Genomic DNA, 17,473 nt, shown 5'->3' on the forward strand with positions numbered 1-17,473 from the left:
GCGCCGCACGACCGGAGTGATGATCAGCTGAGCCATTCGGTGGTTTTGCCACTCGCCCACGTCAGCCCGTTCGAGAACGGCTTGTTCGCCTTCTCATACGTATGGGCGGGAGCGATTGCTCGCGCGATTGAGGCATGCTAGCGCACCGCGCCCCGGCTATTCGGCGAGAAAGTTCCAGACGGAGTCGAACCACGACTGCCAGGTGTCGACGAAGACGGTGCCCGGGGAGTTCGGGTCCGCGTCCTTCACCTGATGACTGAGGGTGGCACCGAGACCCAGCACGTCGAGGGCGGTGATCTCCTCGAACTCGTCGTCCGAGCCCACGCCGATCTGCCGTTGGATCACCTCGTAGGGTCCGTGCAGCGCCTCGGCTCCGTTCAGGAGGTAGAGCTTGAACGTGGGGGTCAGCGGGGCGTGGCGGATCTGGATGTCGAGGGACGGCACGAGCCTCTCGGTCCGCAGGTCCCTCAGCACCCCGCGCAGGGACTCCGTGTGCCGGTTCGTGATGTCGTGCAGGCGCTTGCGCAGCCGGTCGTCGTCCTTGTCGTCCTTGACTCTCGGATAGGGCAACACCAGTTCCTCGGAGGGCAGGATCATCCGCAGGCCGATGTGCTGGGGGGCGATCGAGCGCCGGTAGATCCGTTCGGCCTGCAGCCTTATGTGCGCGTCCAGCGACTCGGACGTCAACGTGTAGACGTCCAGGGTGACTTCCGGCCGCTCGAAGGCCTCGCTGAGCAGCGGGCCCAGTGTCGCCCCCTGGAGCTGCCGGGTGGCTTTCGGCGTGGAGGACTGTATCCGCTGCGTCTTGACCACCCGGGACCCGCTGCCCTGACGGGACTCGATCCAGCCCTCGTGGGCCAGTTCCCGCATCACACGGGAAACCGTGTCCCTGGAGACACCGAACTCCTCGGCCAGGTCCCGCTGGGACGGCAGGAACGAACGCAGCGGATACGTCCCGTTCGTCATCCGGACACGTAGATCGTCGGCGACCCGGTGGAACTCCCGGCCGCCGCTGTCACCACTCGCTTGCGATTCCACACAGCGACCGTACCGCCATCCATCCAATGACAAACCAATCTCCGTCAAGTCCAGGACACCCTGGGCCGATTAAGGATCAATCAGCCAGGGGAAATCCACTTCAAGTCAACCAGGCCAATTGGACCGGGACTTGCATGGTTCACTGAGAATGGCAAGGAGGTGGAAGGTCGTGCTCCTGTTATCGGCACTCTGGGAACTCCTCGCGTTCTTCGCGGGGTCGACGGTGCGGGCCAAGCTGGGGGCGGTGGGCATGATGCTGCTGTTCACCGTGGCCGTGGGCGTGCGGGCCCGGCACGACGTGCTCGCCGTCGGGGCGGCCGTCGTGCTCGTGCTCCTGCTGCTCAGGGCTGCCTGACCGCCGTCAGTACCGTCTCCAGCGAGTTCACCACCGTCGTGGCACCCGCTCCCCTGAGCATCTTCTCCTTGCGCTCGTTACGCGCGTAGCCCAGGAAGGGCACGCCGGCCTCGCGGGCGGCCAGGAAGTCGGAGGGGGTGTCGCCGATCATCAGGGCTGTGTCGGGCGCCGATCCCACGGCGCGCAGGGCGCGGTTCAGGCAGTGCGGGTCGGGCTTGAGGTGGCGCAGCTCCTGGGTGCGGCCGTAGATGTGCGGCGCGAAGCAGGAGGTGAGCCCGCGGCCCGCCAGGTAGGTGCTCGCCACCTGCGGGGAGTTGTTCGTGGTGATGGCCAGCCGCAGGTTCAGTGCGACCAGCGTGCGTATCAGGGGGTCTGCCCATGCCGTGGGCATCGCCGTGGTCGTGGCCTTCAGCTCCTCCTGGGTGAGGCGCTCCTCCAGCTCCGTGACCAGGTCGCTGCCCGGATGCCGGCGGTCCACCGCGCGCAGCACGACGTGCGGGTCCAGCGACTCTCGCTCGGACTCCGTCAGCAGGCCGTGCAGACCCCGCCCTTCGAGCCACTCCACGAGACCGTCGGCCACCCCTTCCGCCGAGTGGCCGGCGAAGAGCCGGCAGATCGGCCCGTCGAAGTCCCACAGGACGACTCTCGCGCGGGTGATCAACTCCCGCAGATCCGCGGCCCCGCTCCTCGTGCCGTCCCCCGTTGCGTTCCCCGTGTCGTCGGCCCGTTCGTTTCCGGTGTCGTCGGCCGCTTCGTTTCCGGTGTCGGCTGCCGCCTGTTCAGTCTGCGTCGTATCAGGAGTCACTAGGAGAGTGTCAGGTCCGTCGTGATGGTTTCCCAGAGGGCGTCGAACCACTTCTGGGATTCCTCCACGAACGCGGCGTCGCGCTGACCGGCGGCCTTGTCGAAGGAGAAGAGGAGGGACTCGGTGCCGAGCACGTCGTACATGTCGAGGGTCCCGAGATCGGTGGCCTCCTCCCGGCGCGTGACCATGTAGTACGCCATCAGCGCCTCCTGGCCGTTGAGGAGGTACAGCTTCACCGGAGGGGTGAAGGGCAAAGCGCGGAAGGTGATGCTGACGTCGATGCCGTGCGAGCGCAGGGTCTGCAGGTTGTGACGCAGGACGTGCCCCTGGGCGTTGCGCATCGCCAGCCAGCGCTGGTGGACCGGGTCCTCGTCGTCGGCGCTGCGCGCCTCGACCGGGACCGGGAAGGCGAGACTGATGTCCCGGGACGGCAGCAGGATGCGGACGTCGATCCTGGCGGGCTTCAGCTGCCCCCCGTGGATCAGCCGCAGTGGCTCCCCCAGGGCGGGAATGAGGCTCTCGGCGGTGAGACAGGCCGCGTCGATGCGCACATGCGGGGCCGCGAAGGCCGCGGTCAGCCGTGGAGCGAGGCCCACCATCGTGGGCTGGGGCTCGCCGCGGCCCGGGGCCGGCGGCTCCGCGATGCGTGGCGGGCTGCCCTTGCTCACGTTGGTGAGCAGTCCGTCGTCCTGGAGTGCCCGCAGAGCCTGGCGTACCGCGCCGCGCTCCACGCCGAACTCGTCGGCGAGCTCGGCCTGGGTCGGCAGCCGGTCACCGGCCCTGAGCTCCCCGGCGCGGATGCGTTCGCGCAGGACATCGGCGATGTCACGGGGTGAGAACCTGCTGCTGCCGTTCACTGCCACGTTCTCCTGGGTCACGACCAAACGCTACAACTTACATCCATCTGGCGGGAGTTGTTTGAAAGTTGTTTAGCAGTTGCCACCAAGTGGGGACAACATAGTCATAGTTGGCAACCAACTTGAGTGAGTTGGCGGAAGGTTTGCCTCCCACTCGCGTCTCCGAAGGGGGGAACCACCATGCCCGTCCTCGTCCTCCTCAGCGCCGCCTTCGTCGTCGGCGTCGAGCAGACCATCCAGTGGAAGTACGGCGCCACCGGCGCCCTCGGCCTGCTCCTGCTCAGTGTCGGAATCAAGGCGAAGAGCCCGGTCATCAGCTCCGTCGGCGCCGTGATCCTCGCCCTCCTCGCCACCGGGCCCGCCGTCAGCTCGTGAGCACCAGCTCCGAACTGATCGTCTCCCACAGTGCGTCGAACCACAGGTGGGACTGTTCCACGAACGTCGTGTCACGCGGTCCGGCGCCCTGTTCGAAGGCGAACAGCACCGACCGCGTGCCTTCGGCGTCGTACATCTCCAGTTGCTCATGGTCGATCGTCTGCTCGCGCCTCTTGACCGTGTAGTAGGCGAACAGCGCTTCCGTCCCGTTGAGGAGATACAGCTTGACGGGCGGAGTGAAGGGCAGTGCGCGGAAGGTGACGCGCACATCGATCCCGTGCGTGGAACGCAGGGTGAGCAGGTTGTGCCGCAGCACCTGACCCTGGGCGTTGCGGTGGTCCAGCCAGCGGCGCTGAAGCCGCCCGGTCTCCGAGACGTCCACCGGCGTCGGGAACGCGAGTTCGATGTTCCGGGACGGCAACAGGACACGGACGTCGATCTTGGCCGGTTTCAGCTGGCCCGCGTGGATCCGCCGAAGGGGTTCGCCGATCGCGGCCGTCAGCGAGACCGCGGTCAGGCACAGGGCGTCGACCTCGACGTGTTCGGCCGCGAAGGCCTCGGTGATCCGCGGCGGAAGGGCCACCATCGCGGGCTGCGGCGCCGCCGCGGGACCTGTCGGGAAGCCGGCCGCGGCGGGCTGCGCGGCGACCGTCGCCGGGCTCCCCTTGGAGACGTTGGTAAGCAGCTGCTCCGACTGGAGAATGCGCAGCGCCTGACGTACGGCACCCCGCTCGACGCCGAACTCGTCCGCCAGCTTGGCCTGCGTCGGCATGCGCTGACCCGGCCGCAGCACTCCGGTTCTGATCCGGGTGCGCAGCTCGTCGGCCACCTCGCGGTGTGACCGCTGCGGCCGCTCCGCCCTCCTCCGCCCATTGACGGAGGCATGTTCCGGCTCCACGTCCGCACACTACAACTTCCCGCCATCTTTGGGCAGTTCTATGAGAGATGGTTATAGGACGCTTCCAAGCGGACATAAGTACAGTGAAGTTGGCTGCCAACTTCAACAACATGGTCAAACTTCCAGACGGTTGGCCGGTCGGGCTCCCTTCCGGAGGGGAGCCGGGAGCCCGAGCAGTCGGCACCGACGTACAGCCACAACTGAACATCGCCCGCACAGCCACAACTTCAGATCGGTCGCACAGCCACAACTGAACAGCTACGGATACCCGCATTCACAGACACACACGCACGCAGCCACACTCGTACGGAGACCCACAGGTACCGCGACACAGAGGTACACGGGCACACGGACGAGCAGAGAGGAGCCGTCAGAACATGTCCGGGCACCAAGGCCGCCCGGACGTGCGCAGCAGGGCGTCGGCCCCTCGGGCGGCGCCCTCTCGTTCTTCCCGGAGCCGGCCCACCGCCGCCAGCCGTCCCGCCGACTCGTCGCCCAGCCACAGCGTCGCCAACTCGGCCACGTCCAGGGTGAGGTCGGCGCTGCGGGTGGTCGGCGTACAGGAGGCGCCGTCGGGGGTCGCGTCCAGCAGGAAGCGGCCTCCGGCCAGGCCCGCCCCGTCGACGACCTCGAGGACCAACGCGCCCGGCGCGTCGTACGTCCGCGCCTCCAGGGCCCGTACGACGTCCAGGATCCGCACCCACAGCCAGTCCGCCTGCGTGGTGATGCTCGCCGCACGCGGGTCCGGCAGATAGTGGGGCAGCAGGTCGTCCGGTGAGCGCCAGCCCGTCTTCACCCGGGTGATCCAGTCGATGGAACAGAGGTAGTGCCACAGGGCACGCTCCGCGGCCGGGGTCACCGCGCTCAGCCAGTTCACCGTGGCCGTGTTCAGCGGCTGCTTGGCGTCGCTCCACTCTTCGTCCGCCCGGTAGGAGGCCATGCCCTCGACCACGCCGTCCGCCGAGCGGTACACCACGAAGAAGGGCTCGGTCCACGCACTGCCGTGCAGCCACAGCAGCCCGGTGCGCGCCGCCCACCAGTGCTCGTCCCGGCTGATCGCACCGGGCTGGGCGCGGCGCAGCCGCTCATGCAGCTCGGGACCGATCCGGCGGATCTCCTCGCCGTCGGCGAAGTCGATGCGGCCGCCGTCCTGCGGGACCGACCGGTTCGGGTCGAGGCCGGCGCGCGGTACGTCGATCGACCACTCGGTCATCGTGGTGGCCGGGCCGAAGCCGTACCTGCCGTAGATCCGGTACTCGGCGGCTATCAGGGTGGCCACGACGTCCCCGCGTTCCCTCGCCGCCGTCAGATCGTCGGCCATCAGGCGCGTCAGGAGCCCCCGGCGGCGGTGCGTGGGCGCGACGGTGACGTTGGAGATGGCGTCGGCGGGGACGGGGGCGCCGCCGACCGCCGTGAGCTCCTGGTCGAACGAGCGGAACGTCGCCACACACCGGCCCGCGTCGAAGGCGCCGGAGACACGGGAGTCCGAGAACGCGGTACGGCGGTCGGCGAGCATCTGCTCGGGAACGGTGGGCGGGCGCAGAAAGCCCGTGTTCACGGACCGTGTCCAGTCGGACAGCTCGGCATCGGTGATCGGACGGACGTCGACGGGGTGCTGGGTGGCGAGGCGGGTCATGGAATCACCGTAGGCAGGGGCGGGCGGGTGGCGCGAAGATTTTTTCCCGCCTCCGCCGCCCCTGCCCGACCGGACCTCGTCGGCGTCACACCAACAGGTCCTCCACCTGCGCCTCCCCGTCCCGGTATCTCCTGGTGATCTCCGCCCCCGACTCGTCGGCCGTCCGCTGAAGGCGCTGGCGGCGGCTCGAGACCTGCTGTTCGTAGCGGACCAGGCGGGCCATCGCCTCGTGCAGTTCGGGATCGGTGCGGGCGTCGAGGTCGGAGAGTTCGACGTCGGCGAGCATGTCGGCGGCCAGGCGCCGGGACTCCTCGCTGTGCGGCATGCCCAGCGTGACGTGGCGGGCCGAGGAACGGTGCCGGGCCGGGGCGTCGGTGAGGATCTCCGACAGCCGCTCGACCACGGAGGCCGCGCCCGTCGGGGAGCGCCGGGCCAGCTCCGCGCGCAGGATGTCGATACGGCCCTGGAGCAGCCGTCGTACGTAACTGAGGTCGGCCTCGTCACGCTGGGCGTCCCGGCGCAGGGTGCGCAGTTCGGGCAGGCTCAGCCGGGTCAGGTCGTGCTCGGATGGTTCCGCGGGCAGCACGGAGGTGTCGCTGCGCTGTGTGGGCGGCCGATGTGTCGCAGGCCGCCCGGTACTCGGTGTGCTCATGTCCTTCTACCGTCCCCTCGACCGGCGTGTGCATGCATCGTGCCACCCCAAGTGGCCGCGAAGTTACCGAGTCCCCCCGAACGGCCCCAGATAGGGCCTTAAGGATCAAAAAAGGGTCCCTCGCGGGTCCGCGCCAGGCACCCGGCATCATGGTCCGCATGCGAGCGGTGGTGCAGAGGGTGGACGGCGCGAGCGTCGTCGTGGACGGCGAGACGGTCGGGGAGATCAGCGGCGAGGGACTGTGCGTCCTGGTCGGGGTCACCCACGAGGACACCGAGGAGAAGGCGGCTCAGCTCGCCCGCAAACTCTGGTCTGTGCGCATGCTGCACGACGAGAAGTCGTGCAGCGACATCGACGCCCCGCTGCTGGTGATCAGCCAGTTCACGCTGTACGGGGACGCGCGCAAGGGGCGCCGCCCCACCTGGAACGCGGCCGCCCCGGGTGATGTCGCCGAGCCGCTCGTCGACGAGGTCGTCGCCCGGCTGCGCGCCCTGGGCGCGACGGTGGCGACGGGCCGCTTCGGCGCGCAGATGCGCGTCTCGTTGACGAACGACGGCCCGTTCACCGTACTGATCGAAATCTGAGGCCCCTGCCGCGGCCCAGGGCCGCGAGCCCTGACGAGGGCGGCAGGGCCGGGGCTGCGAGCCTCGCCGAGGGCGGCAGGGCCGGGGCTGCGGGCCCCGCCGAGGGCGGCAGGGCCGGGGCTGCGAGCCTCGCCGAGGTCAGGCCCGGGCCGCGAGCCCTGACGAGGCTCTACCGGGAATCTAGGGTTCCACGACCACTTCCTGGGCGGCCGCCGTGGTCCCGGCCAGTAGCGGCGCGTCCACCGGCACGTTCCGCTTCACCAGGGCCAGGGCCACCGGGCCGAGTTCGTGGTGGCGTGCGGACGTGGTGATGAAGCCGATCTTGCGCCCGTCGGGGGCGTCGTCGGCGACGCGGAGTTCCGTGCCGGCGGCCGGGAGGTGGACCTCGCTGCCGTCGAGGTGGAGGAAGACGAGGCGGCGGGGCGGCTTGCCCAGGTTCTGCACGCGGGCCACCGTCTCCTGGCCGCGATAGCAGCCCTTCTGAAGGTGCACGGCGGTACCGATCCAGCCGAGCTCGTGCGGGATGGTGCGGTGATCGGTCTCGAAGCCGAGCCGCGGGCGGTGGTGTTCGACGCGGAGGGCCTCGTGGGCGAGGATCCCGACCGGTGGACCCGCCTGGCCCGCGAACGCCTCCAGGTCGGCGCGGGGCAGGAAGAGATCTCGGCCGTACGCGGTCTCCCGGACGACGACACCCGGCGGGACGGGTGCGATGGAACCCGCGGGGAGGTGCACGACCGCGATGTCGGCGGTGCGGTCGGCGACCTCTACCCGGTTGAAGAACTTCATCGACTCCAGGTAGGCGATCAGCGCCTCCTGGGCGCCGGGTTCGACGTGCGCCCAGACCGTCAGACCGTCGTCCACCAGGTAGAGCGCGTGCTCGATGTGGCCGTTCGCGGAGAGGATCAGCGCCTCGGAGGCTTCGCCGACAGGGAGATCGGTGACGTGCTGGGTGAGGAGAAGGTGCAGCCAGCTCAGCCGGTCCTCACCGGAGACGGTGACGACTCCGCGGTGCGAGAGATCGACGAATCCGGTGCCGTCGGCGAGGGCGCGCTGCTCGCGGAACAGGTCGCCGTAGTGACCGGCGACGCCTTCGTCCACGCCCTCGGCGGGGACGGCGCCGGGCAGGGACAGCAAGGGGCTCTTCATGGGCCCAAGCCTACGACTTGGTAATTGAACCCTTGAGCGTGCAGTCCTTGCAGCGGCCGAAGATCGCGAAGTGCTTCATGTCGGTGTCGAAGCCGAAGGTCTCACGCAGCTTGTCCCTGAACTCCGCGGCCACCTGCACATCCGCCTCGATGACGTTGCCGCAGTCCCGGCAGACGAGGTGGATGTGGTGGTGCCGGTCCGCGAGGTGGTACGTCGGCGCCCCGTGCCCCAGGTGCGCGTGACTGACCAGCTCGAGCTCCTCCAAGAGCTCCAGGGTCCGGTACACGGTGGAAATGTTGACCCCCGACGCCGTCTTCCTCACTTCCACGAGGATGTCGTCGGGGGTCGCGTGCTCCAGGGTGTCCACGGCTTCGAGGACAAGCTGGCGCTGCGGCGTCAGCCGGTATCCGCGCTGCCGCAGGTCGCTCTTCCAGTCAGTGCTTTCAGTGCTCACCACACCGAAGAGTCTAGAACTACTTGAAGAAGGCGATCCCGTCGTCCGGCATGTCGTCGGGGAGGGCCTTGGCCCAGCGCTCGACCTCTTCCGGGGTGACGACCTTCTTCAGGTGCGCCGACATGTAGGGGCGCAGCTCGACCTCGGGGGTCTGCTTCTCGCCGACCCACATGAGGTCGCTCTTGACGTAGCCGTACAGGCGTTTGCCGCCGGTGTACGGGCCGGAGGCGGCGGTGCGGGCCACGGCGTCGGTGACGACGTCGATCTGCGGCTTCTTGTCAGCGAGCTCGCCGTACCAGATCTCGACCACGCCGTCGTCGCGGACCATGGTCACCTCGACCTTGCGGTCGGCGTCGATGCGCCAGAAGCCGGACTCCGACTCCAGAGGCCGGACCTTGTTGCCCTCACCGTCCAGGACCCAGGTGTGGGAGTGGTACTCCAGGAAGTCCCGGCCGTCGTGGCCGAAGGTGACCTCCTGCCCGAAGTTGCACTTCTCCGAACCGGGGAAGTCGTGCACGCCCGCGCCCGCCCAGGTGCCCAGCAGGAAGGCGAGGGGGACGAGGTCCTTGTGGAGGTCGGACGGAATCTCGATCATGAGTGACAGTTCCTGGACTTGGTCGGTCAGCGCTGGCCCTGGTACAGCTTCTTCACGGTCAGACCGGCGAAGGCGAGGACGCCGACGCAGACCAGGACCAGCAGGGCTTCGAAGAAGATCTCCACGGGGTGCTCCTCGGATGAGCGTGCTTCGGGGTACGTACAACGGGGCCGGCCCCCAGCTTACGCGGCCGGGGTCCGGCCCTCCGTGCGAGGTACTCCCTCACAGGGGTCAGCCCAGCAGCTGACTCTGCAGGGTGACGGTCTGCTGGAAGGGGACTGCCGCGGCGGTGCCCTTGCGGGACTGGAGGACCAGGGCGACGACGTCACCCGCGCGCAGGTAGGCCTGCCGCAGCTGCTCCGCTCCGTACGGCTTCACCTCGTCGTAGGCGTACCGCATGACGCTCATGCTGTCGATATCGGCGGCGGTGGGGTACTTGTCGTCGAACTCCGCCTCGGCGGCGCCGCGCACGGCGTGCAGGGGAGCGCCGTAGGTGGTGAGGTCGCCGTAGACGCTGTCGGCCACCGTCCCCGTGTCGAACTGGAGCAGGTAGACGCGGGTGCCGGTGCCGTCCGGGGTGGTCCAGCCACGGGCCGCGATGTGGCGCAGCCCGTGGTCGGTGAGCAACTGGCCGACGTCGTCCCGGTCCTCCTTCGACTCGAACACGGTCAGGAAGTCCTTCGTCGGCAGCCAGCCGTCGGCGCCTCGCAGCGTCTTGTCGTCCGTCGCCCCCTCGGGCGCGGGGAGCAGCAGCGCGCGCAGGTCCGCGTAGTGGGCCTGCGCCCAGTTCCTGGTGTCGAACGGGCTGGGGCTGCCCGAGGGCAGCGGCGGCCTGGTGAGCTCCGGGTACGCCCAGCGGCCGTCCGACTCGGTGGCGAGACCGGGTACGTCCGTGCGCTCCATGCGCGTGATCCCGTACGTCGTCCCGGCCCCGAGCGCGGCGAACACGGTGACGACGGCGGTCCAGCGCAGGACGGCCCGCAGGACCCGCCGGTCCTTCGGAGCGACGGGCCCCTGCGGGACGGCCGAATCCTGCGGGGCGGCCAGATCCTGCGGGGCGGCTTGACCCTCCAGGGCGGCTTGGCCCTGCGGGGTAGCCGAATCCTGCGGGGCGGCTTGGCCCTCCGGGGCGGCCGGGCCCTCCGGGGCGGCCGGGCCCTCCGGGGCGGCCGGGCCCTCCGGGGCGGCCGGGCGCTGCGGGGTGGTGGGGCGCTGCGGGGTGGTGGGGCGCTGCGGGGTGGTGGGCGTTTCTGCGGCCGGGAGCCCTTCGGTGGTGTCCGGCTCGGCGGCGATCCGCTCGGCGACCTGCTCGGCGGCAGCCTCGGAGCGTGTGACGGCGGCCGTCTCGGGGCGCGTGACGGCGGCCGTCTTGGCGGCCGTCTCGGGGCGTGCCGCGTCGGTCGTCCCGACAGGTGGTTCGACGGCCGTCTCGACGGTCGGTGCGGCGGTGGCCGGCGTCTGCCGGTGCTCGGTCATACGGCCTGTCCCGGGTCGTCGATGCGGTCGAGTTGTGCGGTGAAGAACTTGGCGACGAACTTCGCGTCGAGCACACCGGGAGCGTCCGCGTTGACGCTGACCAGCGCGTCTCCCACGTAGGCGGTGCAGAGCGCGAAGCCCAGCTCCTCGTCTTTGCCCTTGGGCGTCAGGAAGCACTGTGCGTCCTTGTTGCCCGCGATCTTCGGACCCTCGCGGAAGACGTCCATGGCGGCGAGGAAGCCGTTGACGGACGTAGCCGCCTCACGCACGGCCGTGCGGTTCTCCATCCGCGACAGGTTGACGTCGAACGTGATCGCGTCCGTGATGTTGTACTCCGGCCGGTCGACGACGTAGCTGCGCATGGCCACGCCCTTGATGCGCTCCTTGTCGATCAGCTTCTCCAGCTGCCGCCGCGACTTGCCGGGCAGGTTCTTGACCGACTCCTTGCGCATGGCGGTGGCCTGCGCTCCGCTGAACTCGGCGTCCGCGCCGAACTCCCCGAGGTCGGGGCCACGCTCGTAGCCATCGGTGCCGAACGGCACGAGCAGGGCGCTCAGTCCGTCCGCCGCCCCGTGCGCACCGTCCTGCTTGGTCTTCTCGTCGTCCTCGGCGACCGGCGGCGCGAACTTCCACGTCGGTTTGCCGGGGGCGCGGTCGGCGTCCTGGACGGTCACGACGGTGAAGCCGACACCACCGACGAGCGCGCAGGCCAGCAGCGCGGATCCCGCCACGGCGGCGATACGGCCGGGGCGGAGGGCCCTGCGGGCGGGCTTGACGACGAGGGGCTCTGCGCCACCGACCTCGCCGAGCTCCCTGACCTCGGGGTTCTCGGGGTTCTCGCTCACAGCTTTCCCACCTGCCGCTGGGCCAGGTCCATGATCTTCGCCTTGGAGATCGGCTTGCTGTCGCTGATGTAGATCTCCACGTAGATGTCGCCCCGCCAGGCGTGCGCCTCGGCCGAGTACAGCGGGAGGTAGCCCGGCTTCCGCTCGGGTGTGTCGTGCACGTAGGCCGTCCCGTTGCCGTCCCCGGTGCCGGGGACGGGCCAACTGCGGGTGCCGTCCTTCTTCTCGGCCCAGTAGTGGCCGTTGTCGGCCCACTCCGACGCGGCCGCCTTGCTCTCCTGCCGGAACTGGACGAGCCCGATCTGGACGTTGTACGTCCCGCCCACCCGCCACGAGGTCTCGGCCGCGCGGCGGAACTCGTCGTCGACGAGGTTGTTGAACGTGACGCCCGGCTTCTCGTACTGGTCCGCGTAGGTGGCCAGATCGGCCCAGCCGTCGTTGCCCACCGGCACCCGGCTGTCCTTCGCGCCCTTGGGGCGCGTGATCAGCAGCTTGCGCAGATCACCGTCCGTCCGCACCCGCCGGTCCTGCGCCGCCGACAGCGGCTCGACCTCGCCCTTGCCCTGTCCGAGCACGGGCTGGGAGAGCGGCGGCAGCGCGGTCGGCTCACGGTCGGCCTGGACCAGGAGACCGGCGCAGGCGCCGACGACGACACCGAGCACGGCGGCACCGGCGATCATCGCCGTCGTACGGCCGCGGCGACGGCGGGGCCGCGGGTGAGGCGCGTCGGCCGCAGCACCTGCCGCGACGGCTGCCTCGGTGGCTGCTTCTTTCTCCGGGGCCCTGTCCGCCTCGACGACCCCGATTTCACCCACTACCTCTTCGGCCCTTTCAGGACCTTCCACAACATCCCCCTCAGAAGCGTGAAGCGCGACTTCCGTCTCGCGCTTCACAGGAGACCCATGGTCAACATCGGCAGTTGTAGATGAGTTGATTACGATTCAGTCATGGCTAAGAAGCTCGTGATCAAGGTGACGGCGGGAACCGATTCCCCCGAGCGGTGCTCTCAGGCGTTCACGGTCGCGGCCGTCGCCGTGGCCAGCGGGGTCGACGTCTCCCTGTGGCTGACCGGGGAATCCGCCTGGTTCGCGCTGCCGGGCCGGGCCGCCGAGTTCGAGCTTCCGCACGCGGCCCCGCTGCCCGGCCTGCTCGACTCGATCATGGCCGGTGGCCGTCTCACGCTGTGCACCCAGTGCGCGGCCCGACGGGACATCACGGAGAAGGACGTCATCGAGGGCGTGCGGATCGCGGGAGCGCAGGTGTTCGTGCAGGAGGTGCTGGCCGACGACACCCAGGCGCTCGTGTACTAGGTGTCTCAGGTGTCCGGGATGTTCTAGGGACGGCGCTTCTTGCCGTCCAGCTCGTCCCACCACTCGTCGGACTTCTGGTCGCCGGAGGGGTCGTCCCACCACCGGTCGTCGGGGCCGCGCCGGTTGGCGACCATGGCGGCGAGCGGCGGGATGACCATGGCCACCACACACATCCCGACGGCCACGGGAATCGACCAGATCCGCACGACTCCCCAGGCCAGGACGAACAGCGCGATGCAGGTCCCCATCATCGCGAAGTAGGCGTGCCTACGGCGGGCGTACATAGCTCCAGGGTAGAACCGGTCGCCCGGATCCGGGCGGGGCCGCGAGCAGACGGGCCGCCCCGTGATGGGCGCGGGGCCGCATGACGGAAGGGCCGTACCCCGGGTGTTCGACCCGTGGCACGGCCCTTCCGTCGTCGTGGTCGGAGCCTCGGCTCAGACCGCGATCGCGACCTCCGCGAGGCCGCCCTGCTGGGCGACGACCGTGCGGTCGGCGGTGGCGCCGGGGACGAGGGCGCGGACGGTCCAGGTGCCCTCGGCCGCGTAGAAGCGGAACTGTCCGGTGGCGGAGGTCGGGACCTCCGCGGTGAACTCGCCGGTCGAGTCCAGCAGACGGACGTAGCCCGTCACCGGCTCGCCGTCCCGGGTCACCTGACCCTGGATCGTGGTCTCACCGGGCTTGATCGTCGAGGCGTCCGGGCCGCCGGCCTTCGCTCCACACATGTGCTTCTCCAGAGGTCGTTCAGGTCGGTCTTGGGAGGATTACTTGTTGGCGCCGAGCTCGATCGGGACGCCGACGAGGGAGCCGTACTCGGTCCAGGAGCCGTCGTAGTTCTTGACGTTCTCCACGCCCAGCAGCTCGTGCAGCACGAACCAGGTCAGGGCCGAGCGCTCGCCGATGCGGCAGTACGCGATGGTGTCCTTGGCCAGGTCGACCTGCTCGTCGGCGTAGAGCTCCTTGAGCTCGTCGTCCGACTTGAACGTGCCGTCGTCGTTGGCGTTCTTCGACCACGGGATGTTGCGGGCGGAGGGGACGTGGCCCGGGCGCTGCGACTGCTCCTGCGGGAGATGCGCGGGAGCGAGCAGCTTGCCGCTGAACTCGTCGGGCGAGCGGACGTCGACCAGGTTCTGCGAACCGATGGCCGCCACCACGTCGTCCCGGAAGGCGCGGATGGACTTGTTCTGCGGCTTGGCCTGGTAGGACGTCTCGGGGCGCTCGGGCACCTCTTCGACCAGCTCGCGGGCGTCGAGCTCCCACTTCTTGCGGCCACCGTCGAGAAGCTTGACGTTGTCGTGGCCGTACAGCTTGAAGTACCAGTAGGCGTAGGACGCGAACCAGTTGTTGTTACCGCCGTAGAGGATCACCAGCGTGTCGTTGGCGATGCCCTTGGCCGACAGGAGCTTCTCGAAGCCCTCCTCGTCGACGAAGTCACGGCGGACCGGGTCCTGGAGGTCCTTGGTCCAGTCGATCCGGATCGCGTTGCGGATGTGGTTCTTCTCGTACGCGGACGTGTCCTCGTCGACCTCGACGATGGCGATGTCGGCGTTGTCGAGGTTGGCCTCGACCCAGTCGGCGTCGACCAGGACGTCACTGCGGCTCATGCTCGTTCTCCTCCGGGGCAGTTGCGGCAGGGGTGTGCAAGAAAGAGGGTGCGCGGCCGGGTCTCGCCGGCGGCCGGCGCACGGATGCCCTCGGACGAGGGCGCCGGGAGGCGCGGAAGGCCGGCGGCGCTTCCGCTCAGAAGGTGCGACAGAGCATGGCGGCGACGCGGCACAGGTCTACTGCCCGCCGCTTCGTGAGATCCGCCTGTCGCTGCATCATGTCGACGATCGTAGGGACGGACAGGCGGGCATGTCACCAGCATGCCGAATGGTGAGATGCGATCGTCCGGATATTGGGACACGAAGAGCGCCCGGGCCGTCGTCGCACGGCTTCCGGGCGCTTGTGTCCGCCGTCACCTCTACGGTACGGACGGCGGTGTCTCGCCTGTCGGACACTCACCGTCCACCGGAGTTCGGTCCGGAGTTGATCTCCCCGTTCACCGGAGGTCGGTCCGGAGTCGATCGGATCCGGAGGTCAGCCCTACCCGGCCAGCCTGACGTTCGAACCCTTCACCGAGATGTCCACACCGTTCTTGCCCGCCTGGACCTTGTCGAGCTTGATCCCGCCGGGCAGGTCGTCGATCTTCTGCTCGAAGTCGGTGATCGAGCGCACCTCGCTCTCGGCGGCCCGGACCCCGCCGAAGCTGGGCAGCGAGTCGGCGTGCACCCGGACGGTGTCGCCCTCGACGGTGACCGTGCTCAGGACGTACACGGGCTGCGGCAGCTTGGTGCCGAGCACGGTGGCCTCGACGGCGACCTTGACCTTGCCGTTGCCGCCGTCGGAGAGACCGACCACGTTGGCGGTGACGCCCTGCATCACCTGCGTCGGCTCGGACTTCGCGGTCTTCAGCAGCTCGGCGTAGGTGATGGACGCGGTGCCGGTGGCGCTGGAGGCGGTGGCGGAGCTGTAGTCGCCGGAGAACTCGACGCCCTTCATGTCCGCCTGGAGGTCGTCGATGCGGATCTTCTGGCCGCTGGTGCCGGTCGCCGCCTCGTAGTCCTTCATGCCGACCTCGACGTCGTCCAGCGAGCCGCCGGCGACCTGGGTGAGGAACGGGAAGCCCTTGATGGATACGTCCGGGGTGGTGGCGAGGCCCTCGTTGGCCTTCAGCTTGTCGGCCACCTCGCCCTCCGCGAAGTTCACGGCGAGGCGGTCCGCGAGCACGAACAGGCCGCCCAGGACCACGACGACGACCAGCAGTATTCGAAGCGCACGCATGCGGTAGTTCCCCCACCCGGATGGCCTGAACGGTTCATTGACAACGGTTCAAGGTAACCCCGCACGACGGGGCGACCCGCGATTTGTCGATCACCTGTGACAGACCATCACTGCTCTTTACCCCATACCCCTTACCCCTTACCGCCTACGCCAGCGCCCGCCCCAGCACGTACACCGCCGGCGCCGCCGCGGCCAGCGGCAGGGCCACGCCCGCCGTGAAGTGGACGAAGCGGGAGGGGTAGTCGTAGCTCGCGACCCGGTGGCCGATGAGCGCGCAGACCGCCGCGCCCGCGCCGAGCAGCGCGCCCTTGGCGCCCAGGCCGGTCATTCCGCCGACCGCGATGCCCGCGCCCGCCGCGGCGAGCAGGGCCACCACGACGGAGGCCGGGGTGGGCAGCGGCAGCGCCCGGGCCAGTACGGCCACCGCCACCGCGGCCGCGCCGACCGTCACCGCGTCCGGCTCGGCGCCGAGGTGCCCGGTGGCGAGAACGGCCAGCGCGGAGGCGGCGACGGTCGCCATCAGGCCGTACATGCGCTCGTCGGGATCGGCGTGCGAGCGCAGCTGGAGCACCAGGCAGAGCAGGACCCAGACGCCGAGAGTGCCGAAGATCGCCGCGGGCGCGTTCTCCCTGCCCGCCGCGAGAAGCGCCACGTCCGACACCAGCGCGCCCAGGAAGGCGAGCGCGATGCCCTGCCGGGCCGGCCACATGCCGTTCAGCCGGAACCAGCCCGCCGCGGTGACGGCCTGGAGCGCGACGAGCGGGACGAGCACGGCGTACGAGCCGACGGCCGCCGCGCCGGACAGGAGCAGACCGAGGAGCGCGGTGAGCGCGGCGGGCTGCATGCCCGGCTCGATGACCGGTGAACGCCCCTCCAGGCGGGCCCGCTGGGCGTCGGTGACGCGGGCGTTGCCGGCGAGGGTGGCGGGGCCGTAGGTCATGCCGGTGCTTCCGGCGACTGGTTCCGGCGCGGGGGCAGGAGCGGCGGCGCGGGACGGAGCGGGCGCCGCGGACGGGTGAGGTCCCTGCTGAGGAGCCGGGGTCTGCCAGCTCCCCGCCTCGGCGGCGTGACTCTGCGCCTGGCTCTGCCAGTTTCCCGCCTGGGCGTGGTTCCCCGCGTGGGCGTGGCTCTCGGCCTGGGCGTGGTTCTCCGGGGGCAGTGGCGCACCCGTCGCCTGGCCGCCGTACGCCGGGGCATCGTCGTACGCGGCCGCGCCACCGTAGGGCGACTGCGCGTGACCGTAGGCGTGCTGCTGGTCGCCGTACCCGGACTGCCGGTCGCCGTACCCGGACTGCTGATCTCCGTACCCGGACTGCCGGTCGCCGTACCCGGACTGCTGGTCGCCGTACCCGGGCTGTTGGTCGCCGTGGACCGGCGCCTCGCCCGTCTGCGGGGGCAGGTAGGCGGTCCGGGCCGGGTCGGCCGGGGTGACCGGCGGCTGGATGCTCGTCTCCCAGGTCTGGCCCTGCCACTGCTGGGCGTTCTGGAGGTGGGCCTGCGGGTCCTCGTACCCCTGCTGCCCCTGCTGCTGCCCGGGCCATGCCTGCTGGGGCTGCGGGGGCTGCTGCTGGGCGTACGGGTCGTAACCCTCGTAGCCCTGATGGTCGTACGGCTGGTCGGTCAT

At 69.8% G+C, this 17,473-nt stretch carries 22 protein-coding genes; 4 read left to right on the top strand and 18 right to left on the bottom strand.

Annotation, left to right across the window (positions count from 1 at the left end):
- Positions 1–156 precede the first annotated feature (156 nt).
- The gene (locus ACIPFH_RS29325) at positions 157–1,038 is read right to left on the bottom strand and encodes a winged helix-turn-helix domain-containing protein (protein WP_356251104.1); all 882 of its coding nucleotides are present in this window, start codon (positions 1,036–1,038) and stop codon (positions 157–159) included.
- 169 nt (positions 1,039–1,207) lie between these two features.
- Between ACIPFH_RS29325 and ACIPFH_RS29330 the strand changes: the two genes are divergently transcribed.
- On the top strand, positions 1,208–1,393 hold the full coding sequence (locus tag ACIPFH_RS29330) for a hypothetical protein (protein WP_356251107.1): 186 nt from the start codon (positions 1,208–1,210) through the stop codon (positions 1,391–1,393).
- Here the strand turns inward: ACIPFH_RS29330 and ACIPFH_RS29335 are convergent.
- A complete protein-coding gene (locus ACIPFH_RS29335) occupies positions 1,380–2,249 on the bottom strand; it encodes an HAD family hydrolase (protein WP_401831015.1) in 870 nt (289 codons plus the stop codon). The two genes, ACIPFH_RS29330 and ACIPFH_RS29335, sit on opposite strands and share 14 nt — an antisense overlap.
- Positions 2,198–3,082 carry a GntR family transcriptional regulator gene (locus ACIPFH_RS29340; protein ID WP_401831018.1) on the bottom strand — a complete coding sequence of 295 codons (885 nt, stop codon included), beginning with the start codon at positions 3,080–3,082 and terminating at the stop codon, positions 2,198–2,200. The genes ACIPFH_RS29335 and ACIPFH_RS29340 overlap by 52 nt, the downstream gene beginning before the upstream one ends.
- A 153-nt stretch (positions 3,083–3,235) precedes the next feature.
- Between ACIPFH_RS29340 and ACIPFH_RS29345 the strand changes: the two genes are divergently transcribed.
- Complete coding sequence (locus tag ACIPFH_RS29345) at positions 3,236–3,430, top strand: hypothetical protein (protein ID WP_401831020.1); 195 nt, start codon at positions 3,236–3,238, stop codon at positions 3,428–3,430.
- Here the strand turns inward: ACIPFH_RS29345 and ACIPFH_RS29350 are convergent.
- From ACIPFH_RS29350 to ACIPFH_RS29360, 3 genes are all read right to left on the bottom strand, one after another.
- Positions 3,420–4,328 (bottom strand): winged helix-turn-helix domain-containing protein, encoded by a 909-nt coding sequence (locus ACIPFH_RS29350; protein ID WP_359127637.1) that lies wholly within the window; start codon positions 4,326–4,328, stop codon positions 3,420–3,422. The genes ACIPFH_RS29345 and ACIPFH_RS29350 overlap by 11 nt on opposite strands.
- A 370-nt stretch (positions 4,329–4,698) precedes the next feature.
- Entirely contained in the window at positions 4,699–5,964 is a 1,266-nt protein-coding gene (locus ACIPFH_RS29355; protein WP_401831022.1) for a GNAT family N-acetyltransferase, read from the bottom strand.
- Positions 5,965–6,049: 85 nt separating this feature from the next.
- Complete coding sequence (locus ACIPFH_RS29360) at positions 6,050–6,616, bottom strand: aerial mycelium formation protein (protein WP_401831025.1); 567 nt, start codon at positions 6,614–6,616, stop codon at positions 6,050–6,052.
- Between the two features lie 158 nt (positions 6,617–6,774).
- On the opposite strand from ACIPFH_RS29360, the gene dtd reads away from it, so the two are divergent.
- A complete protein-coding gene (dtd, locus tag ACIPFH_RS29365; protein WP_356251125.1) occupies positions 6,775–7,200 on the top strand; it encodes a D-aminoacyl-tRNA deacylase in 426 nt (141 codons plus the stop codon).
- 180 nt (positions 7,201–7,380) lie between these two features.
- On the opposite strand, the gene ACIPFH_RS29370 is transcribed toward dtd, so the two are convergent.
- The 6 genes from ACIPFH_RS29370 to ACIPFH_RS29395 form a co-directional block, all read right to left on the bottom strand.
- Positions 7,381–8,346: a YgfZ/GcvT domain-containing protein gene (locus ACIPFH_RS29370; RefSeq protein WP_401831027.1), complete on the bottom strand. Its 966-nt coding sequence runs from the start codon at positions 8,344–8,346 to the stop codon at positions 7,381–7,383.
- Positions 8,347–8,356: 10 nt separating this feature from the next.
- Positions 8,357–8,803, bottom strand: a complete 447-nt coding sequence (locus ACIPFH_RS29375) for a Fur family transcriptional regulator (RefSeq protein ID WP_020130354.1) — start codon at positions 8,801–8,803, stop codon at positions 8,357–8,359.
- Positions 8,804–8,819: 16 nt separating this feature from the next.
- Positions 8,820–9,395, bottom strand: a complete 576-nt coding sequence (locus tag ACIPFH_RS29380) for an FABP family protein (protein ID WP_359127629.1) — start codon at positions 9,393–9,395, stop codon at positions 8,820–8,822.
- 231 nt (positions 9,396–9,626) lie between these two features.
- Positions 9,627–10,469 carry a hypothetical protein gene (locus ACIPFH_RS29385; protein ID WP_401831167.1) on the bottom strand — a complete coding sequence of 281 codons (843 nt, stop codon included), beginning with the start codon at positions 10,467–10,469 and terminating at the stop codon, positions 9,627–9,629.
- A gap of 398 nt (positions 10,470–10,867) precedes the next feature.
- Entirely contained in the window at positions 10,868–11,716 is an 849-nt protein-coding gene (locus tag ACIPFH_RS29390) for a hypothetical protein (protein WP_401831030.1), read from the bottom strand.
- Positions 11,713–12,531, bottom strand: a complete 819-nt coding sequence (locus ACIPFH_RS29395) for a hypothetical protein (RefSeq protein ID WP_401831032.1) — start codon at positions 12,529–12,531, stop codon at positions 11,713–11,715. The genes ACIPFH_RS29390 and ACIPFH_RS29395 overlap by 4 nt, the downstream gene beginning before the upstream one ends.
- A gap of 132 nt (positions 12,532–12,663) precedes the next feature.
- On the opposite strand from ACIPFH_RS29395, the gene ACIPFH_RS29400 reads away from it, so the two are divergent.
- Entirely contained in the window at positions 12,664–13,026 is a 363-nt protein-coding gene (locus ACIPFH_RS29400; RefSeq protein WP_401831033.1) for a DsrE family protein, read from the top strand.
- A gap of 23 nt (positions 13,027–13,049) precedes the next feature.
- Here ACIPFH_RS29400 and ACIPFH_RS29405 read toward each other — a convergent pair whose 3' ends face one another.
- From ACIPFH_RS29405 to ACIPFH_RS29430, 6 genes are all read right to left on the bottom strand, one after another.
- Complete coding sequence (locus tag ACIPFH_RS29405; protein ID WP_356251142.1) at positions 13,050–13,310, bottom strand: DUF3099 domain-containing protein; 261 nt, start codon at positions 13,308–13,310, stop codon at positions 13,050–13,052.
- A 153-nt stretch (positions 13,311–13,463) separates the two neighbouring features.
- Positions 13,464–13,751 carry a DUF1416 domain-containing protein gene (locus ACIPFH_RS29410; protein ID WP_010351646.1) on the bottom strand — a complete coding sequence of 96 codons (288 nt, stop codon included), beginning with the start codon at positions 13,749–13,751 and terminating at the stop codon, positions 13,464–13,466.
- A gap of 39 nt (positions 13,752–13,790) precedes the next feature.
- Complete coding sequence (locus tag ACIPFH_RS29415) at positions 13,791–14,630, bottom strand: sulfurtransferase (RefSeq protein WP_383475945.1); 840 nt, start codon at positions 14,628–14,630, stop codon at positions 13,791–13,793.
- A gap of 136 nt (positions 14,631–14,766) precedes the next feature.
- A complete protein-coding gene (locus tag ACIPFH_RS29420; protein ID WP_351766844.1) occupies positions 14,767–14,850 on the bottom strand; it encodes a putative leader peptide in 84 nt (27 codons plus the stop codon).
- A 261-nt stretch (positions 14,851–15,111) separates the two neighbouring features.
- The gene (locus ACIPFH_RS29425) at positions 15,112–15,849 is read right to left on the bottom strand and encodes a DUF2993 domain-containing protein (protein WP_401831035.1); all 738 of its coding nucleotides are present in this window, start codon (positions 15,847–15,849) and stop codon (positions 15,112–15,114) included.
- Between the two features lie 145 nt (positions 15,850–15,994).
- Positions 15,995–17,473: a hypothetical protein gene (locus ACIPFH_RS29430; RefSeq protein ID WP_401831037.1), complete on the bottom strand. Its 1,479-nt coding sequence runs from the start codon at positions 17,471–17,473 to the stop codon at positions 15,995–15,997.

Origin of the sequence: Streptomyces sp. NPDC088157, from assembly GCF_044741545.1 — a bacterium.
In the GTDB taxonomy this organism is placed as follows: Bacteria; Actinomycetota; Actinomycetes; order Streptomycetales; family Streptomycetaceae; genus Streptomyces.

What these genes read in the sequence shown, in the direction of transcription:
- ACIPFH_RS29420 (WP_351766844.1), bottom strand. Translation starts at nt 14,850, where the DNA reads ATGATGCAGCGACAGGCGGATCTCACGAAGCGGCGGGCAGTAGACCTG.
- ACIPFH_RS29370 (WP_401831027.1), bottom strand. Translation starts at nt 8,346, where the DNA reads ATGAAGAGCCCCTTGCTGTCCCTGCCCGGCGCCGTCCCCGCCGAGGGC.
- ACIPFH_RS29380 (WP_359127629.1), bottom strand. Translation starts at nt 9,395, where the DNA reads ATGATCGAGATTCCGTCCGACCTCCACAAGGACCTCGTCCCCCTCGCC.
- ACIPFH_RS29415 (WP_383475945.1), bottom strand. Translation starts at nt 14,630, where the DNA reads ATGAGCCGCAGTGACGTCCTGGTCGACGCCGACTGGGTCGAGGCCAAC.
- ACIPFH_RS29425 (WP_401831035.1), bottom strand. Translation starts at nt 15,849, where the DNA reads ATGCGTGCGCTTCGAATACTGCTGGTCGTCGTCGTGGTCCTGGGCGGC.
- ACIPFH_RS29405 (WP_356251142.1), bottom strand. Translation starts at nt 13,310, where the DNA reads ATGTACGCCCGCCGTAGGCACGCCTACTTCGCGATGATGGGGACCTGC.
- ACIPFH_RS29360 (WP_401831025.1), bottom strand. Translation starts at nt 6,616, where the DNA reads ATGAGCACACCGAGTACCGGGCGGCCTGCGACACATCGGCCGCCCACA.
- ACIPFH_RS29410 (WP_010351646.1), bottom strand. Translation starts at nt 13,751, where the DNA reads ATGTGTGGAGCGAAGGCCGGCGGCCCGGACGCCTCGACGATCAAGCCC.
- ACIPFH_RS29355 (WP_401831022.1), bottom strand. Translation starts at nt 5,964, where the DNA reads ATGACCCGCCTCGCCACCCAGCACCCCGTCGACGTCCGTCCGATCACC.
- ACIPFH_RS29430 (WP_401831037.1), bottom strand. Translation starts at nt 17,473, where the DNA reads ATGACCGACCAGCCGTACGACCATCAGGGCTACGAGGGTTACGACCCG.
- ACIPFH_RS29400 (WP_401831033.1), top strand. Translation starts at nt 12,664, where the DNA reads ATGGCTAAGAAGCTCGTGATCAAGGTGACGGCGGGAACCGATTCCCCC.
- dtd (WP_356251125.1), top strand. Translation starts at nt 6,775, where the DNA reads ATGCGAGCGGTGGTGCAGAGGGTGGACGGCGCGAGCGTCGTCGTGGAC.
- ACIPFH_RS29345 (WP_401831020.1), top strand. Translation starts at nt 3,236, where the DNA reads ATGCCCGTCCTCGTCCTCCTCAGCGCCGCCTTCGTCGTCGGCGTCGAG.